The sequence below is a fragment of the Martinezella dioscoreae genome, from assembly GCF_009176305.1.
Taxonomy (GTDB): domain Bacteria; phylum Pseudomonadota; class Alphaproteobacteria; order Rhizobiales; family Rhizobiaceae; genus Rhizobium; species Rhizobium dioscoreae.
The window spans coordinates 67,953-84,365 of the sequence record NZ_BLAJ01000011.1; the positions used below are offsets into that span (position 1 = coordinate 67,953).

Consider the following 16,413-nt stretch of genomic DNA (forward strand, 5'->3'; position numbering starts at 1 on the left):
TTCGTCATCGCAATAGGCTTAAAGCGGCCTTACTGACCCAGATTCAGCAAACGTTCCAGATAGCGCCGTTCTTCGCTGAGCGATGGATTGTTGCTCAGCCGCTCGCGAATGGCGTCGAGGATTTGGCGGGCGCGCTCTGCGTTGATGATGTCTGGCACCATGTTGTCGTTGGGGTTGTCAGAGAAACCGCCGTCATTGCGTGACCGGCCGAGCGGGTCGCGGCCGTTTTGACCGCCTTGGCCCATCTGTCCCGGCATCTGGCCTTGACCTTGCCCCTGACCTTGACCCTGCTGCATCTGGGCCATGAGCTGGTTCATCATCTCGCGAGTGCCCTTGCGCAGGGCATCCAGCGCGCGCCCCTGACCCTGAACGGCGCCTTCGCCATTGCCCTCGGCAAGCTGACCGGACGCGCCCTTCATTTCCTGCTGCGCCTTGCCGTAATTCTGGTTCGGCTTCATGCCGAGCGAGCCGAGGTCTTTCTGCAGTTCGCCGAGCTGCTTGCCGAGATCCTCCTGCTGCTGTCGCAGCTGCTTCAGCGCGTCGCGCAGCTGATCGGCCGTCATGCCATCAGTGGGGTCCTTGCCCTTCTGATCCTGCTGGTTCTGGCCTTGCTGCTGATCCTGCTGGCCCTGATTGCGCTGGCCCATATCCGGACGCATCGGGTCGTTGAGGCGGGGCATGGGCTGATCCATCAAGCCATCGCCGTCCTCGTTGGAATCGCCGCGCTGCATGCGGTCGCGCATGGCCTGATCGAGCTTGAAGGTCTGATCCATCAGCTTTTGCTGGTCGCGCATGATGCGGCCGAGCTTGTCCATCTGCTCGCGCATCTTGTCGTTGGCCTGGTTCTGCTGCTGCCCCGGCTGGGGCTTGCCGGCCTGCAGGCTGTTCATGAGCTGCTGCAGTTCGGAAAGCATCTGCTGTGCGGCCTGGCGATTGCCGGAGCGGGCGAGATTCTCGATCTGATCCATCATGCGCTGCAGGTCCTGCTGGCGCAGGATATTGGCGGAGCGCTGGTTCGGCTGGGCCGGCATGTTGCGCATGCGCTCGGCCAGCTCCTTCATATAGGCGTCCATCGCCTTGCGCAGCTCGTCGGTCAGCTTCTTGATCTCGGCGTCGGGGGCGTTGCGCTGCAGGGCGTCGGAAAGCTTCTGCTGGGCGTCGCGCAAGGCCTTTTCCGCATCGGTCAGCTGTGCGTCCTCCATGCCGAGCGCGATCTGCCAGAGATAATCGGCGGTATCCTTCAGGGATGCCTCGTTGCTCGCGAGCTTCATCCGAGTCAGGGCGGACTTGATGGCGAGATAATTGCCGAGATCGGGGATTGTCTCTTCGGGCCGTATGGTCAGCGATTTGTTGAGCTCGATCGCTTCCGGCATCTTCCGCGTGTCGAGCGCGAAGACCTGGCGTTCTTCGGCCACGGCTGCGGCAAGCGGCTGGCTGAAATTGCGTGACGGTAATACCATCTCGTAGGGAGAGCTGCGGCCGGTCTGGCCGGCACCGTCCTTGGCGACGAGGGTGATGCGGACGCGCTTGCCGGCAAGCGGATCCTGCGTCAGATCGTGGCTCGCCAGACCCTTGCCATTGCGGCGGTCGCGACGCGGAAGTTCCAGCTTGTATTCGGGCAAGCCGTATAGGGGTTTGGCAGCCGGATCGGATTCCACCGGCACGATCTCGGCATGGGCTTCCTCGACGCCGTAGTCATCCTTGACCTTGAAGCCGAGTTCCAATGCGCCGCTCGCCGTCGCGTGCGGAATGCCGTCGAAGGTGATCTCCGGCGGCTTGTCGACGACCACATTGAAGGACCAGGACTTGCCGTTGACGGTCAGCTCGCCGCCCTTTTCAAGCTTGAGAACATGGGTGCGGGCAACCATTCCGTCCGCGGCCGGAATATTGCCGGTGCCGTTCGCTGCCGGTGGTACGGCAGGAGGCGTTGCAGGCTTTGCGCCAGCGGGGCCTTGCTTGTCAGCGTCAGCGGCTTGCTCGGGAATTTCGACGCCCTTTTCGGCGCCAGCTGCCTGGAACAGCACTTTCTCATCCGTCGCAGCACCCGAAACACGCACAGTGAGTTCGGAGAATTGCGGCACGTTCAGGCTATTGCCGGCATTGTCGACATTGCCCGTCAGATAGACGGGCGCTTCGCCGGTGTAATAGGGCGGGGTAACCCAGGCATCGACACGGACATCCGGGTTGCCCGATGTCGAGCTTGATGCCGTGAAGGCATCACCGAGCGAGCCGCCACTATTGGACATGGAAAAGCTGAAGGCTGTTACCAGCAGCAAGGCCGGGACTGCGCGCAATGCGAAGCGGTCGTAGCGGGTGATATCCGGCCTCGGCAGGCCCGCATCCAAGGCGGCGATGCGTTCGGCCATACGCGTCTGGTGCTCGCGCCAGAGCGCGCGCGCAAAGGGGCTATCGAGCGCCGGCTCTTCTTCCTGCACCGTGACAGGCTGGTGGGCGAGACCGTTGCGCTCCTCCAGCAGCCGGTCCGCCTCGACGGTGTTCGGCCAGCGCAGGCGGCGCAGCGGATAGAGGGAGATGGCGAAGCCGACCGCGAAAACGGCAAGCAGCAGAAAGCGCAGGACATCCGGCGCAATGCGGAAAATGCCGAACCAGGCGACGGACAGGAAAAGAGCCAGAATGGATGCCGGCAACAGCAGCCGTGGCAGAAGCTGCTCGCTGGCGAGCACCAGCTGCGCAAAGAGACGCTTGACCGCAACCATGCGCGCCAGCGCCGGACGGGTGGCGAAAGCGCCCTTCTTAGGGTTGCTGGGGCTGGTCATCGGTCCGGTCTTCTCCCGATCTGACGTTGATGGCCAGAGCATGATGCCGAAAAGTGTAAGCGGTTTTCGGACGGCGTCATGCTCTACTTCCCTGATTCTAGAGCGGATTCAGAGTTTCGATCGATTCGATCCAAAATCATCCGCTCTAGTGGCCCGTTGGGATGGGGCGGCGTCCCACACACTCGCGCACGCGGCGCCCGGCGAGACGCCATTCAATCAAAGATAACATTCTTTGTGGCGAAGACGAGGGCAACGGGCGCAAAAGGCTGTTTTTTCACCGCACTTCGCCGAAACGTGATCGGGCAAAGCAGCTTTTGCGGTCCTGCCCGAAATTGCCGATGAAGCCGATTAACCTTCGAGCCAGGCCGGGATGGAATCCAGGCCGATCAAATCCTCGTAGGTTGTGCGCGGGCGGATGACGTGGAATTCATTGCCCTTGACCAGCACTTCGGGAACCAGAAGCCGGCTGTTGTAGGTGCCGGCCTGCACGGCGCCATAGGCACCGGCTGAGCCGACGGCCAGCAGATCACCGGGCTTCGGCAGCGCCATCTCGCGGTCGAGTGCCAGATAGTCGCCCGTCTCGCAGACCGGGCCGACGACATCGGCCTTGATGCGCTTGATATCGGCAGCACTCGTCACAACGGGGCGGATCTCGTGATAGGCTTCATAGAGCGTCGGACGGATGAGGTCGTTCATGGCGCCATCGACGATGACGAAGCTCTTGTCGCCGCCATCCTTCACATAGATGACTTCGGTCACGAGAATGCCCGCATTGCCGACGATCAGGCGACCGGGCTCGGTGACGATTCGGCAGTTGAGGCCGCGCAGCTGGTTCTTGACGATCTCGGCATAGGCATCCGGCAGGGGCGGAGGATTGTTGTCGTCGCGATAGGGGATGCCGAGGCCGCCGCCGATGTCGACGTGATGGATGTCGTGACCGTCACCACGCAGGGTCTCCACGAGATCGCGCAGCAGCTTGAAGGCGTCGTCGAACGGCTGCAGCTCGGTAATCTGGCTGCCGATATGCATGTCGATGCCGGTAGCCTTGATCCCGGGCAGGCTGGCGGCGCGTTCATAGACGGCGCGGGCGCGCTGCCAGGAAATGCCGAACTTGTTTTCCTTCTTGCCCGTCGAAATCTTCGCATGGGTGCGGGCATCGACATCGGGATTGATGCGGAAGGAAACGGGAGCGACCTTGCCGGCGCGGACGGCGCGCTGGTTCAGCACTTCCAGTTCCGGCTCGGATTCGACATTGAAGCAGTAGATGCCGGCTTCGAGCGCCACATCCATTTCCTGCGCGGTCTTGCCGACGCCGGAGAACATGATGCGGTTTGCCGGAATGCCTGCAGCCAGTGCGCGGCGCAGTTCGCCGACGGAGACGACATCGACGCCGGCGCCGAGGCGGCCGAGTGTCTTCAGCACCGCCTGGTTGGAATTGGCCTTCATGGCGTAGCAGACCATGGCGTCGACATCGCCGAAGGCTGCCGCGAAGACGCGATAGTGGCGCTCCAGCGTTGCCGTCGAATAGACGTAGAAGGGTGTGCCGACCGCCTTGGCGATCTCTGGAACCGGAACATCCTCGGCGTGGAGAATGCCGTCGCGATACTCAAAATGATTCACGGTCGTTGCCCAATCAGAGAAGCGGATCGAGGAAGAACTTCTTGTCCTCCGTACCCGGCTCCTTCGTCGGCTTGGAGACGTCGCCGCCTTTGGTCGCATGAGCACTCGGCGGATCGAGAGGGCCTTTGCGGCCGCATCCGACAACGGCAAGGCCGACGACCGAAAGCACGACGGTCAGGCGGATGATGTGCGGCATGTTGATCTGCATCGAAATCCTCTTGGGCGGCAAACGCGGAAGTCACTCTTCTTAGCGAAGTTTCCAGGTCTTGTGCACCCTGATTGTTGGTTGCGACTTTCGGCGATTTTCTCAGTTGCGAGCGCGCCAGAAGGCGATCTGTTTACGCACTTCCGAAGGCGCCGTGCCGCCAAAACTCTTGCGGCTGGCAACCGAGGCTTCGACCGTCAGGACATCGAAGATCTTGTCGGTGATATCCGGATGGATCGCTTGCAGGTCCGCAAGCGAGAGCTCAGCCAGCTCGCAGGATTTGCTTTCGGCAAGCGCCACGGCGCGGCCCGTCACGTGGTGGGCATCGCGGAAAGGCAGGCCTGCTTCGCGCACCAGCCAGTCGGCGAGATCGGTGGCGGTGGAATAGCCGGAGCCAGCGGCGGCCTTCATGCGGGCGGTGTTGATCGTCATGTCGCGCATCATGCCGGTCATGGCGGCAATGGCCAGTTCCAGGCTTTCGGCCGCATCGAAGACCTGTTCCTTGTCTTCCTGCATGTCCTTGGAATAGGCGAGCGGCAGGCCCTTCATGATCGTCAGCAGTGCCACCAGCGAGCCGTTGATGCGGCCGGTCTTGGCGCGCACCAGCTCGGCCGCATCCGGGTTCTTCTTCTGCGGCATGATGGAAGAGCCGGTGGAGAAGGCGTCGGAGAGGCGCACGAAGCCGAATTGCGGCGTCGACCAGATGACGATCTCTTCGGCAAGCCGCGACAGATGCATGCCGGCGATCGCTGCGATTGACAGGAATTCAAGGGCAAAGTCGCGGTCGGAGACGGTATCGATCGAATTGCGGGTTGGCTCGCGGAAGCCGAGCGCCTTGGCCGTCATGTGGCGGTCGATCGGGAATCCCGTGCCGGCAAGGGCAGCCGCGCCGATCGGCGATTCATCCATATGTTCGATGGCGTGGCGCACGCGCGAGCGGTCACGGCCGAACATTTCGACATAGGCCATGCAATGATGACCGAAAGTGACGGGCTGTGCCGTCTGCAGATGGGTGAAACCAGGCATGACGGTTTCGGCATGTTCCTCGGCGCGATCAAGGAAAGCTGCGATCAGATCGGTCAGCGCCTGTTCGCACTTCTGCAGCTCTTCCTTAACCCAGAGGCGAAAATCAAGCGCCACCTGATCGTTGCGCGAGCGGGCGGTGTGCAGGCGGCCGGCGGCCGGGCCGATCAAGGTCGCAAGCCGCGCCTCGACATTCATATGGATGTCTTCGAGGCGGCGCGAAAACTCGAAATTGCCGCTTTCAATCTCTGACAGGATCGTGTTCAACCCGTGAACGATCTTGTCTTTATCCTCGGTTGAAATGATGCCTTGATTGGCGAGCATGCTCGCATGCGCGATTGAGCCGCGGATATCCTGAGCAAACAGCTTCTTGTCGAAATCGATCGAGGCATTTATCTCCTCCATGATTGCCGCGGGGCCGGAAGCGAAACGCCCGCCCCACATCTGGTTGGAGGATTTGGTGTCCGTGCCGTCAGTCATGAGATGCCCACCTGGAGAATGAAATGACAGCAAAGAAGCCGTTCGGTCTGCCGTCCATGAAACTCGTTATGCTTGCTGCCGTCGCCGGGGTTATTGCCGGTGCGGCAGCGGTATACGTGAAGGAGGCGGGGTATGGCAATGGCATTGGTGAAACGGCTTCGGCCGATCAATGCGGGTCGGCCAGAGATCGCGCCGCTGCCCTGACGCCTTTCACCAAGGGCCAGGTCGCCGCCATGAGCGTGCCGCCGGCGCCGATCTCGCTTCAGGGTGTTTCCTTCAAGGGGGCAGAGGGACAGCCGCTGTCGATCGGCAGTTTCGCCGGCAAGACCGTGCTCTTGAATGTCTGGGCGACATGGTGCGTGCCGTGCCGCGAGGAAATGCCGGCACTGAACGCGCTCGAGAAGAGCGCCGGCAGCGACAAGTTCGAAGTGGTTGCCGTCAATATCGATACGGGCGACGACGAAAAGACCAAGGCCTTCCGCACAGAATATGCGATCGACAAGCTCGGCTATTACCGGGACAACACTATGGGCGTGTTCAACGTGCTGAAGAAGCAGGGCCTTGCCTTTGGTTTGCCGGTGACGCTGCTCATCGACGACAAGGGCTGCCTGCTGTCGGCCATGAACGGACCGGCGGCTTGGGATAGCGAGGATGCCAAGAACCTGGTGAAGGCTGCGGCGGGTATTTGATTTTCTCCTTCTCCCCTGGGGGAGAAGGTGCCCGGCAGGGCGGATGAGGGGGTGTGTCATAGCAAGCGCGTTGCTGGGTAAACAGTACCGTTTGCCGGTAACGCCCCCTCACCCCGCGCTGTCGCGCGACCCTCTCCCCAATGGGGCGAGGGTATCTTACCGCGTCGGAACCGGCGTTTCCCCGCGATAGTCGTAGAAGCCGCGGCCCGATTTGCGGCCGAGCCAGCCGGCTTCGACATATTTCACCAGCAGCGGGCAGGGACGATACTTGGAATCGGCGAGCCCGTCATGCAGCACCTGCATGATCGAGAGGCAGGTGTCGAGGCCGATGAAATCGGCAAGCTGCAGAGGCCCCATCGGGTGGTTCGCACCGAGCCGCATGGCGGTGTCGATGGCATCGACGGTGCCCACACCTTCATAGAGCGTGTAGATCGCCTCGTTGATCATCGGCAGCAGGATGCGGTTGACGATGAAGGCGGGGAAGTCTTCGGCGACGGTGATCGTCTTTTCCAGCGAGGAGACGTAGTCCTTGGCAGCGGAGAAAGTCGATTCTTCGGTCGCGATGCCGCGTACCAGCTCCACGAGCTTCATGACCGGAACCGGGTTCATGAAGTGGATGCCCATGAAGCGTTCGGGACGGTCGGTTGCGGAGGCAAGGCGGGTGATGGAGAGCGACGAGGTGTTCGTTGCGAGCAGCGCTTCGGGTTTCAGCACCGGACATACCTGCGCATAGATCTTGCGCTTGACGCTTTCGTCTTCCGTCGCCGCCTCGATGGCGAGATCGACCTGGGCGAGATCGTTGAGATCGGCCGAGCCGGTGATGCGGGAGAGCGCTGCCTTGCGCTCTTCGTCGGTTGTCTTGCCGGATGCGACCTGGCGGGCGAGATTGCCGTTGATGGTGGCAAGGCCGCTTTCGATGCGATCCTGCGAGAGATCGTAGATATGGACCTTGTAGCCGGCCATGGCGGACACATGGGCAATGCCGCAGCCCATCTGGCCCGCGCCGATAATACCGATCGTCTTCAGCGAACTCATTGCCAACTCCCCGGCGCGCTCCTGGCGATGCGCTATGCTTTTAATTCAAATTTGCCGGGCCATTTCTAGCCCGGCAAAGATTGATAGACCTATAAAAGACGATTTTCCAGTCTCTCGCAACTGCGAGAAACTCTATCGGCGCGATCAGAGCGCCTTTTGCAATTCCGGCAGCGCTTCGAAGAGGTCGGCGACGAGGCCGTAGTCGGCGATCTGGAAGATCGGGGCTTCCTCGTCCTTGTTGATGGCGACGATGACCTTCGAATCCTTCATGCCGGCCAGATGCTGGATGGCGCCGGAAATGCCGCAGGCGATATAGAGCTGCGGTGCGACCACCTTGCCCGTCTGGCCGACCTGCCAGTCGTTCGGCGCATAGCCGGCATCGACGGCCGCGCGAGAGGCGCCGACGGCGGCACCGAGCTTGTCGGCAACCGGCAGGATGACTTCCCTGAACTTCTCCGCCGAGCCGAGTGCACGGCCACCCGAGATGATGATCTTGGCAGAGGTCAGTTCCGGACGATCAGACGTCGACAAGGCATCGCCGACGAAGGTGGAAAGGCCGGGATTGGCAGCTGCAGACACCGTCTCGATCGCGGCCGAGCCGCCTTCAGAGGCGGAGGCGAACGAGGCTGTGCGCACGGTGATGACTTTCTTCGCGTCGGTCGACTGCACCGTCTGGATGGCGTTGCCGGCATAGATCGGCCGCTTGAACGTGTCGGCGGAAACCACTTCGATGATTTCCGAGACCTGGGCGACATCGAGCAGGGCGGCAACGCGCGGCAGCACGTTCTTGCCGACCGAAGTGGCCGCGCCGATGATCACGTCATAGGAGCCGGAAAGCGATACGATCAGGGCCGCCAGCGGTTCCGCCAGATTGTTGGCAAGGCTTGCATCTTCGGCAACCAGCACCTTCGAGACACCGGCAAGCTTTGCCGCCTGTTCCGCTGCAGCCTTGGCGCCTGCGCCGGCGACCAGCATATGAATGTCGCCGGCGATCTTTGTGGCAGCCGTCAACGCCTTAGCGGTCTGGTCGGAGAGGTGGGCATTGTCGTGATCAGCCAGAAGAAGAATGGCCATGGGTCTTATCCTTTCCTATCCTCAGAGCACGCCGGCTTCGGTCTTGAGCTTTTCGACCAGCTCGGCAACCGAGCCAACCTTGACGCCCGCCTTGCGGCCCGACGGCTCTTCGGTCTTCAGCACCTTCAGGCGCGGCTCGGTCGAGACGCCGAAATCGGCCGGGCTCTTCTTGTCGAGCGGCTTCTTCTTGGCCTTCATGATGTTCGGCAGCGAGGCGTAGCGCGGCTCGTTCAGGCGCAGGTCGGTGGTGACGACGGCCGGTAGCTTGACCTCGATGGTCTGCAGGCCGCCATCGACTTCGCGCGTCACCTGAGCCTTGCCATCCCCGATCTCGATCTTCGAGGCGAAGGTTGCCTGCGCCGTGCCGAGGAGCGCCGCCAGCATCTGGCCGGTCTGGTTGGAGTCGTCATCGATCGCCTGCTTGCCGACGATGATGAGGCCCGGCTGTTCGGCTTCAGCGACGCCCTTCAGGATCTTGGCGACGGCGAGCGGCTCGACGGCATCGTCGGTCTCGACGAGGATGGCACGATCCGCACCCATGGCAAGCGCCGTTCTCAGAGTTTCCTCAGCCTTGGCAGGTCCGATCGATACGACCACCACTTCCTCGGCCTTGCCGGCTTCCTTCAGACGCAGCGCCTCTTCGACCGAAATCTCGTCGAACGGGTTCATCGACATCTTCACGTTCGAAAGCTCAACGCCAGAACCATCCGGCTTCACGCGAATCTTGACGTTGTAGTCAACAACCCGCTTAACGGGGACGAGAATCTTCATGGAATCCTTCCTTCAACATGACCGCCCGAGAACATGCGCTGTTTAGCGCCATTCCATTTGTCGAATGGCGACATGGATACGCGTTTTTTTCCCAATTACAACGCTTCCAGGCCGCCGAGAGACGAATTGCTTGAAAGGCATAAATAACGTTTACGTCAACGTCAATATGTCTGCCTTCGGTGATCGAATTCGCGCCGCTATCGATTCTTGCCGGGAACCCAGAGAACATCGGCCTGGCCGCGATCATTGGCGTGCCGTGCCGCGACGAAGAGAAAATCGGAAAGGCGGTTGATATATTTCAGCGCCGCCGGGCTCACCCGTTCGCCTCGCTCCCGCGACAGCGCCACCATGAGGCGCTCGGCGCGACGCGCTATCGTGCGGGCAAGATGAAGATGGGCGGAAGCGGGGCTGCCGGCGGGCAGGACGAAGGATCGCAAAGGCTCGAGATCGGTGTTCAGCCGGTCGATATCCTGCTCGAGGCGCTCGACCTGGTGATCGATGATGCGCAATGGTTCATAGGCGGGCGGCTCGTCTGTTTCGGGGGTCGAAAGATCGGCGCCGAGATCGAACAGATCGTTCTGGATGCGCATCAGCATCGCGTCGATCTCGGGCATGTCCGACGTGTGCAGCCGGGCGACGCCGATTGCGGAATTGGTCTCGTCGACCGTGCCGTAGCTTTCGACGCGCAGGTCGTGCTTCAGCCGCCTCGGGCCGGCGGCAAGGCCCGTCGTGCCGTCGTCGCCGGTCTTCGTGTAGATCTTGTTGAGCTTGACCATCGGGTTCCTGTGGTTAGAGCCTTTCGCCTTTTTTGAATCGCGAAATGCCCTAACCCTTTATTTTAAGCAATTCCGGACGGAAAACCGCTTCGCACTTTTCCTGGAATTGCTTTAGGCCGGGCGGCCGCCGCCCGTCAGCCAGAGCGTCAGCATGATCAGGATCACTGCGACTGCCTGCAGCAGCACGCGCAGCTGCATCAGCCGGTTCGAAAGGTTCGGGTTGTCACCTTTCATCATGTTCAGCAGGCCGCGAATGAGAACGATCGCGACAAGTCCCATGACAATGATGGCGGCAACATAGGTAACGGTAGACATGGCTCCTCCACCCTTGTCTTCAGAGTGGCTCAGCGCTCCGTCGAAGCTTCAAGTCACTCAAGGTCATCATTTCAAGCAATCCCACGCGGAAAACACGCTTCGCGCCTTTCGTGGGATTGCTCTAGTCCAGCCGGCGCATCAGACGATAGAAAAGGTTAGCCGGCAATAGCCTTTTCAAGAAGGCGCCCTGCTTGGCGGGTGTCGTTACCAGATAATGCGGGCGCGGGTTTCTCACGTTCAAAGCCGATTTTAGCACATCATAGACTGCTTCCGGACCCAATTTATGTTTATTGATCGGACCTGATCCATCAAGCCGTTTCAGCTGCCTGCGATATTCCACCGCATGGGGCGAGCCTTCGAGGTCGATATGCTCGTTGATCTTGGCGAGCGCATTGGCCGTAAAACGCGTCGCGATCGGGCCGGGCTCGATGAGGCTCACATGGATGCCGCTATCCTGCAATTCCATTCTGAGCGTGATCGTCAGCCCTTCCAACGCGAATTTCGAGGCGGTATAGGCGCCGCGGAAGCGATAGGGAACCAGCCCGAGAATGGAGGAGCAGTTGATGATGCGGCCGTGTCCCTGCTTTCGCATCACCGGCAGGATTTGGCGCGTCAGCTCGTGCCAGCCGAAGAAATTGGTTTCGAACTGTTCGCGCAGCACATCGGTCGTCAGATCCTCCACGGCGCCCGGCTGCCCGTAGGCGCCATTGTTGAAGAGGGCGTCGATGCGGTCGCCCGCGCGCTCGCGCACTGTCGCTACGGTGGCGGAAATGGTCTCAGGCTTTGTGTAGTCGAGGAGCAGCGCTTCGATGCCGTCGGCTTCGAGCGAGGCGAGATCGTCTTCCTTGCGCACGGTTGCAAAGACGCGCCATCCATCGCCGCGCAACGCTCGCGCGCAATAAGCGCCGATGCCGGAGGAGCAACCAGTGACGAGGATCGTGCGTTGTTCCGTCATGGAAAGATGATTCCTGTACAAACCGGGACTCGTTTCCCATATTCAGGAACCCGATACAATCGACAACCGGCAGGTGAGCGCCGACGTCAAGCGGAGATGGGATGCCGACAGCCCTGCGGACGACTTACAAGGTGATCTACGACGCAGTGTTCCATTTCGTCGAGGATGACGGGTTCGCCATGGCAAGTCATGTGGCGCTGTCGACGCTGCTCGCGGTTTTCCCTTTCCTGATCTTCGGCACGGCACTCGCAAGCTTTCTCGGCGCCAGCCAGTTCTCGTCGACGGCTGTGCATCTGATCTTCGACACCTGGCCGGAGGCGATCGCCAAGCCGCTCGCCGATCAGGTGGTGCAGGTGCTAACCATCCCGCGCGGCGGCCTTTTGACGATCTCCGTGCTTGCGGCCGCCTATTTCGCCTCGAACGGCGTTGAGGCGCTGCGCATATCGCTGAACCGCGCCTATCGCGTGCCCGAAACCCGGCCCTGGTATTTCAACCGCCTCGCCAGCCTCGGTTACGTGCTCATTGCCGTGCTGATCTTCGCCATCCTCAGCATTCTGCTTGTCGCGGTGCCGCTCGCCCTCAATTACACCAGGCAATGGCTGCCGAAGCTTGCCGATATCCTCGACATCGTCTTCAGCTGGCGGATCTACGGCACGATTTTTCTGCTCCTGGCCGGCCTGCTGATCCTGCATCTGTGGCTGGCGGCCGGACGCAGGCGGTTGTTCGACGTCATTCCCGGCGTGATACTGACGCTGGTGTTCTGGTCGATCGGCGCGGTGCTCTTCGCCTATTATCTCTCCACCTTCGCCAATTACACCGCCACCTATGCCGGCCTGGCGTCGGTGATGATCGTGCTGATCTTCCTCTATATGCTGGCCGTGATCTTCATCATGGGGGCGGAGATCAATGCGGCGCTGATGAAATTCCGCGTGCGCCGCCTGCTGTTCGGCAAGGCGGCGAGCCGCCCTGCTGCGGAGGTGTCATCGGAAAAGGTAGCGGCGGAATCAGAGGCCGATGCGGCGGCGAAGCTCCGCCGGTGAGAGGCCCTGCCGGCGCCATTCGGCTATGCCGGTATCGCCCATGCTCTTGGAAAGCTTCTTGCCGTCCTCTCCGAGGACGAGCCGGTGGTGGTGATAAAGCGGCTCCGGCAGACTGAGCAGCGTCTGCAGCAGGCGATGGATCGAGGTGGCGTGGAAGAGATCGAGACCGCGCACGACATGGGTGATGTCCTGCGCGGCGTCGTCGACAACGACCGAAAGATGGTAGCTCGAGGGCGCATCGGAGCGCGACAGCACGACATCGCCCCAGGCGGCGGGATCGGCTGGAATAGTGCCCGTCTCGCCATCGCCGCTTTCCCGCCAGTACAATGGTTCGTCCGCTGCCGCCAGCGCTCTTTTCATATCGAGACGCCAGGAGTGTTTCATGCCCGAAACAAGCAGGCGCTGCCGCTCGGCATCGCTGCGCTCGCGGTCATCGAGCGGATAGAGCGGCGTGCCGTCAGGGTCGCGTGGCCAGGATTTGCCATCCGCTTCGAAAGCGGCGACGCGCGATTTGACCTCGCCGCGCGTCAGGAATGCGGGATAGACGAGGCCGCGCTCGACAAGCGTCTGCAGCGCTGTCTGATAGGCCGGAAAATGCTCGGACTGCCGGCGCACCGGCTGCTGCCAGCTGAGGCCGAGCCAGGAGAGGTCGGTATAGATGCCTTTTTCGAAATCGGGTGTGCAGCGCGCCTGATCTATGTCTTCGATGCGCAGCAGGAAATCGCCGCCTGCCTTTGCCGCCATGTCGTGATTGAGGATCGCCGACAAGGCATGGCCAAGATGCAGCGGGCCGTTCGGGCTCGGGGCAAAACGGAACTTCGGCTTTTGACGGGGAATCTCGATCATGCTTTCTTCTGCCACGAATTTGAACCGGGGACCACGAGGCGTCATGCAGATCATTCGCGACGAGCGCGATATCGAACAGGGACTGGCCGCGCTGCTGGAGATCGATCCGCGCCTGCGGCCCGTTGCCGCAGAGGCCGGCGCGCTGCCGCTGCGGCTGCGCGAACCGGGCTTCGAAGGGCTTGCCCATATCATCGTGTCGCAGGTCGTTTCCCGCGCCAGTGCCGACGCGATCTGGGGGAAAATGATCGCCGGCATGGGGCAGGTGACGGCTGAAGGCTATGTAGCACTGGCGCCGGAGGCTTGGCGGACCTTCGGCCTGTCGCGAATCAAGCACGAGACATTGGCGCGCGTGGCCGAAGCCGTTGCCGGAGGCAGCCTCGATCTCCATGCGCTCAGTGCCGAATCACCTGACAAGGCGCTCGCCGAGCTGACCTCCATCAAGGGAATCGGGCCCTGGACGGCCGAGGTCTACCTGATGTTCTGCGGCGGTCACGCAGATGTGTTTCCGGCCGGCGATGTCGCGCTTCAGGCGGCCGTCGGCATGGCTTTCGGCCATGAAGTCAGGCCCTTGGCCAAGGAAATCACCCGGGAAGCCGCGGTTTGGGCGCCCTGGCGCTCGGTCGCGGCCCGACTTTTCTGGGCTTATTATGCCGTGAAAACGCGCCGGGATGCGCTGCCTATCGTTTAATCGGCTATGTCCCGAAATCGCCTTTATGCACTGAATTTATTGGACTTCACAATCCTGTAACAACCGGCCTAATATACAGGTGCAGATGCCGAATCGATCAGGAGGGTTCCTTGACGATTGCAGTCTCCCCGCAGTCCTTGCCGGCGCTCGTGCTGAACGCTGACTACAGACCGCTGAGTTACTATCCCTTGTCGCTCTGGTCCTGGCAGGACGCGATCAAGGCGGTTTTTCTTGACCGTGTGAACATCATCGCAGAATACGATCAGTGCGTGTCCTCACCGAGCTTCTCGATGCGGCTGCCGAGCGTCGTATGCCTGAAGACATATGTGCAGCCGTCCCGCAATCCCGCCTTCACCCGCTTCAACGTCTTCCTGCGCGACAAGTTCGAATGCCAGTATTGCGGTTCCCATGACGACCTGACCTTCGACCACGTCATTCCGCGCGCCCACGGCGGCGAGACGACCTGGGAGAACGTCGTGGCCGCCTGTTCGCCGTGCAACCTGCGCAAGGGCAGCAAGCTGCCGAAGCAGGCCGGCATGTTCCCGGCGCAGAAGCCATACCAGCCGACCGTGCAGGACCTGCACAATAACGGCCGCCTCTTCCCGCCGAACTATCTGCACGACAGCTGGCTCGACTATCTCTACTGGGATTCGGAACTGCAGCCGTAAGGACGTGCTTCTTTAGGTCCGAGTTTGAGGTGAGTGCGGCACCCCCCTCTGTCCCTTTCGGGACATCTCCCCCACAAGGGGGGAGATCGGTAACTTGCGGTACCTTCCCGACCTAAATCGACATCGTATCTGCTGTCGTTGAGCTTACTTTGCTTTGCAGGTGCGACACATTCCCACCAATCTCCCCCCCTTGTGGGGGAGATGTCCCGAAAGGGACAGAGGGGGGTATCAGAGCCGCGGCATACGAGAGATCACGGCTACTCGCCCAATGATTCACGCAGCCTTCTTTGCCCCCACAAAAGCAATCGCAGCCAGGATCACGCTGGCGATCACATTCCAGCCAGCCATCGAAAGGCCGGCGACACGAAGGGCTGCTTCCGTGCAGGACGGCCCCTTGATGGTGTTCAGCTGGCCGAGCAGGTCGCCGGCATTCTGCGTGACGCTGCTGGCCGTTGTCGAGCAGGTGGTCGGGCCTTCCCAGAAGTGCCATTCGACGCCGGCGTGATAGACGCCGATACCGCCGCCGACTACCATCATCAGACCGGCGATGATCAGCAGCCCGCGGGTGATCCAGGAGGGCAGGCCGACGACTGCCGTCAGCACGGCGATGATGGCGACGGGGATGCCATAATAATAGGGCTGGCGCTGATCGAGGCAGAGTGCGCAGGGGATATAGCCGCCAATGTACTGGAAGCCGAGCGCCGAACCGATGACGACGATCATGCCGATCGTCAGCAGGACGCCATAGCCGAGGCCGGCGCGGGGGGAAGGCGAAGTCATGGACATGCTGAGGGCTCCTTGTCAGCTCGCCAAAGCAAAATGGAAGACGGCATAGAGGGCGATGAGAGCGGCGGCGACGGCCATGGTGATCTGGCCCAGGCGCTTTTCGATGAAGTGGCGGATGGATTCACCATAGCGGCGAAGCAGGAAGGCCAGGAGGAAGAAGCGGGCGCCGCGGGCGACGATGGCCGAGACGATGAACAGGCCGAGATTGATATGGGCGACGCCGGAGAGGATCGTCACCACCTTGATCGGCGGCAGATGGGCCAGACCCGATGTAACCAGCAGCAGGAGCACCCATTCATAGGTGATGCCGGCGCTCATCTGGTTGAAGGCGTCGAGCTTGCCGTAGAATTCGAGGATCGGCTTGGCGATGGTCTCGAAGGCGTAGTAGCCGAGCGCCCAGCCGGCAATGCCGCCCAGCACGGAGGCAACCGTCGCCGTCAGCGCATAGCGCCAGGCGCGCTCGGGCTTCGCCAGAGACATCGGCAGGAAAAGCACGTCCGCCGGAACGAGAAAGATGGAGCTCTCGACGAAGGCGATCACGGCCAACCAGATTTCCGCCGATTTGCGGCCGGCGAGCGACATGGTCCAGTCGTACAGTCTACGAAGCATAAGGCCCCCTTTTTGCTGCGTTGCAAACCTTTAGGGGGCAGGATTATGGCTGTAAA

General features: G+C 61.4%; 17 protein-coding genes. 4 read left to right on the plus strand and 13 right to left on the minus strand.

All coding sequences use genetic code 11. The features are described from left to right. Positions 1 to 29: 29 nt before the first annotated feature. The 4 genes from GDN47_RS27325 to argH form a co-directional block, all read right to left on the minus strand. Positions 30 to 2,777, minus strand: a complete 2,748-nt coding sequence (locus GDN47_RS27325) for a TIGR02302 family protein (protein WP_152094663.1) — start codon at positions 2,775 to 2,777, stop codon at positions 30 to 32. 348 nt (positions 2,778 to 3,125) lie between these two features. After that, complete coding sequence (gene lysA, locus GDN47_RS27330; protein WP_145636288.1) at positions 3,126 to 4,397, minus strand: diaminopimelate decarboxylase; 1,272 nt, start codon at positions 4,395 to 4,397, stop codon at positions 3,126 to 3,128. 13 nt (positions 4,398 to 4,410) lie between these two features. After that, positions 4,411 to 4,605: an LPS translocon maturation chaperone LptM gene (gene lptM, locus GDN47_RS27335; protein ID WP_015341316.1), complete on the minus strand. Its 195-nt coding sequence runs from the start codon at positions 4,603 to 4,605 to the stop codon at positions 4,411 to 4,413. 99 nt (positions 4,606 to 4,704) lie between these two features. After that, a complete protein-coding gene (argH, locus tag GDN47_RS27340; RefSeq protein ID WP_145636286.1) occupies positions 4,705 to 6,105 on the minus strand; it encodes an argininosuccinate lyase in 1,401 nt (466 codons plus the stop codon). A 23-nt stretch (positions 6,106 to 6,128) separates the two neighbouring features. On the opposite strand from argH, the gene tlpA reads away from it, so the two are divergent. Further along, on the plus strand, positions 6,129 to 6,794 hold the full coding sequence (gene tlpA, locus GDN47_RS27345; protein WP_145636284.1) for a thiol:disulfide interchange protein TlpA: 666 nt from the start codon (positions 6,129 to 6,131) through the stop codon (positions 6,792 to 6,794). Between the two features lie 156 nt (positions 6,795 to 6,950). Here tlpA and GDN47_RS27350 read toward each other — a convergent pair whose 3' ends face one another. The 6 genes from GDN47_RS27350 to GDN47_RS27375 all read right to left on the minus strand — a co-directional run bounded on the left by GDN47_RS27350 (position 6,951) and on the right by GDN47_RS27375 (position 11,720). Then, positions 6,951 to 7,829: a 3-hydroxybutyryl-CoA dehydrogenase gene (locus GDN47_RS27350; protein ID WP_113231607.1), complete on the minus strand. Its 879-nt coding sequence runs from the start codon at positions 7,827 to 7,829 to the stop codon at positions 6,951 to 6,953. Between the two features lie 144 nt (positions 7,830 to 7,973). After that, positions 7,974 to 8,903: an electron transfer flavoprotein subunit alpha/FixB family protein gene (locus GDN47_RS27355; RefSeq protein ID WP_145636282.1), complete on the minus strand. Its 930-nt coding sequence runs from the start codon at positions 8,901 to 8,903 to the stop codon at positions 7,974 to 7,976. Positions 8,904 to 8,924: 21 nt separating this feature from the next. Beyond that, positions 8,925 to 9,674 carry an electron transfer flavoprotein subunit beta/FixA family protein gene (locus tag GDN47_RS27360; protein ID WP_113332362.1) on the minus strand — a complete coding sequence of 250 codons (750 nt, stop codon included), beginning with the start codon at positions 9,672 to 9,674 and terminating at the stop codon, positions 8,925 to 8,927. Between the two features lie 197 nt (positions 9,675 to 9,871). Further along, a complete protein-coding gene (locus GDN47_RS27365; protein WP_113354211.1) occupies positions 9,872 to 10,450 on the minus strand; it encodes a cob(I)yrinic acid a,c-diamide adenosyltransferase in 579 nt (192 codons plus the stop codon). Between the two features lie 111 nt (positions 10,451 to 10,561). Further along, positions 10,562 to 10,765 carry a twin transmembrane helix small protein gene (locus GDN47_RS27370; protein WP_015341309.1) on the minus strand — a complete coding sequence of 68 codons (204 nt, stop codon included), beginning with the start codon at positions 10,763 to 10,765 and terminating at the stop codon, positions 10,562 to 10,564. Between the two features lie 121 nt (positions 10,766 to 10,886). Beyond that, the gene (locus GDN47_RS27375; protein WP_145636280.1) at positions 10,887 to 11,720 is read right to left on the minus strand and encodes an SDR family oxidoreductase; all 834 of its coding nucleotides are present in this window, start codon (positions 11,718 to 11,720) and stop codon (positions 10,887 to 10,889) included. Between the two features lie 101 nt (positions 11,721 to 11,821). Here GDN47_RS27375 and GDN47_RS27380 point away from each other — a divergent pair, with 101 nt between their 5' ends. Continuing rightward, positions 11,822 to 12,760 (plus strand): YihY/virulence factor BrkB family protein, encoded by a 939-nt coding sequence (locus GDN47_RS27380; protein WP_145636277.1) that lies wholly within the window; start codon positions 11,822 to 11,824, stop codon positions 12,758 to 12,760. Here the strand turns inward: GDN47_RS27380 and gluQRS are convergent. Then, positions 12,725 to 13,606 (minus strand): tRNA glutamyl-Q(34) synthetase GluQRS, encoded by an 882-nt coding sequence (gene gluQRS / locus GDN47_RS27385; protein ID WP_145636274.1) that lies wholly within the window; start codon positions 13,604 to 13,606, stop codon positions 12,725 to 12,727. The two genes, GDN47_RS27380 and gluQRS, sit on opposite strands and share 36 nt — an antisense overlap. Between gluQRS and GDN47_RS27390 the strand changes: the two genes are divergently transcribed. Both GDN47_RS27390 and GDN47_RS27395 read left to right on the plus strand, forming a co-directional pair. Beyond that, positions 13,605 to 14,294, plus strand: a complete 690-nt coding sequence (locus tag GDN47_RS27390) for a DNA-3-methyladenine glycosylase family protein (protein ID WP_173002585.1) — start codon at positions 13,605 to 13,607, stop codon at positions 14,292 to 14,294. The genes gluQRS and GDN47_RS27390 overlap by 2 nt on opposite strands. A 110-nt stretch (positions 14,295 to 14,404) precedes the next feature. After that, a complete protein-coding gene (locus tag GDN47_RS27395) occupies positions 14,405 to 14,962 on the plus strand; it encodes an HNH endonuclease (RefSeq protein ID WP_015341304.1) in 558 nt (185 codons plus the stop codon). A 273-nt stretch (positions 14,963 to 15,235) separates the two neighbouring features. Here the strand turns inward: GDN47_RS27395 and GDN47_RS27400 are convergent, their stop codons facing one another. Together GDN47_RS27400 and GDN47_RS27405 are read right to left on the minus strand one after the other, a co-directional pair. After that, complete coding sequence (locus GDN47_RS27400; protein ID WP_145636272.1) at positions 15,236 to 15,748, minus strand: disulfide bond formation protein B; 513 nt, start codon at positions 15,746 to 15,748, stop codon at positions 15,236 to 15,238. 15 nt (positions 15,749 to 15,763) lie between these two features. Continuing rightward, entirely contained in the window at positions 15,764 to 16,357 is a 594-nt protein-coding gene (locus GDN47_RS27405; protein WP_145636271.1) for a YqaA family protein, read from the minus strand. Positions 16,358 to 16,413 lie beyond the last annotated feature (56 nt).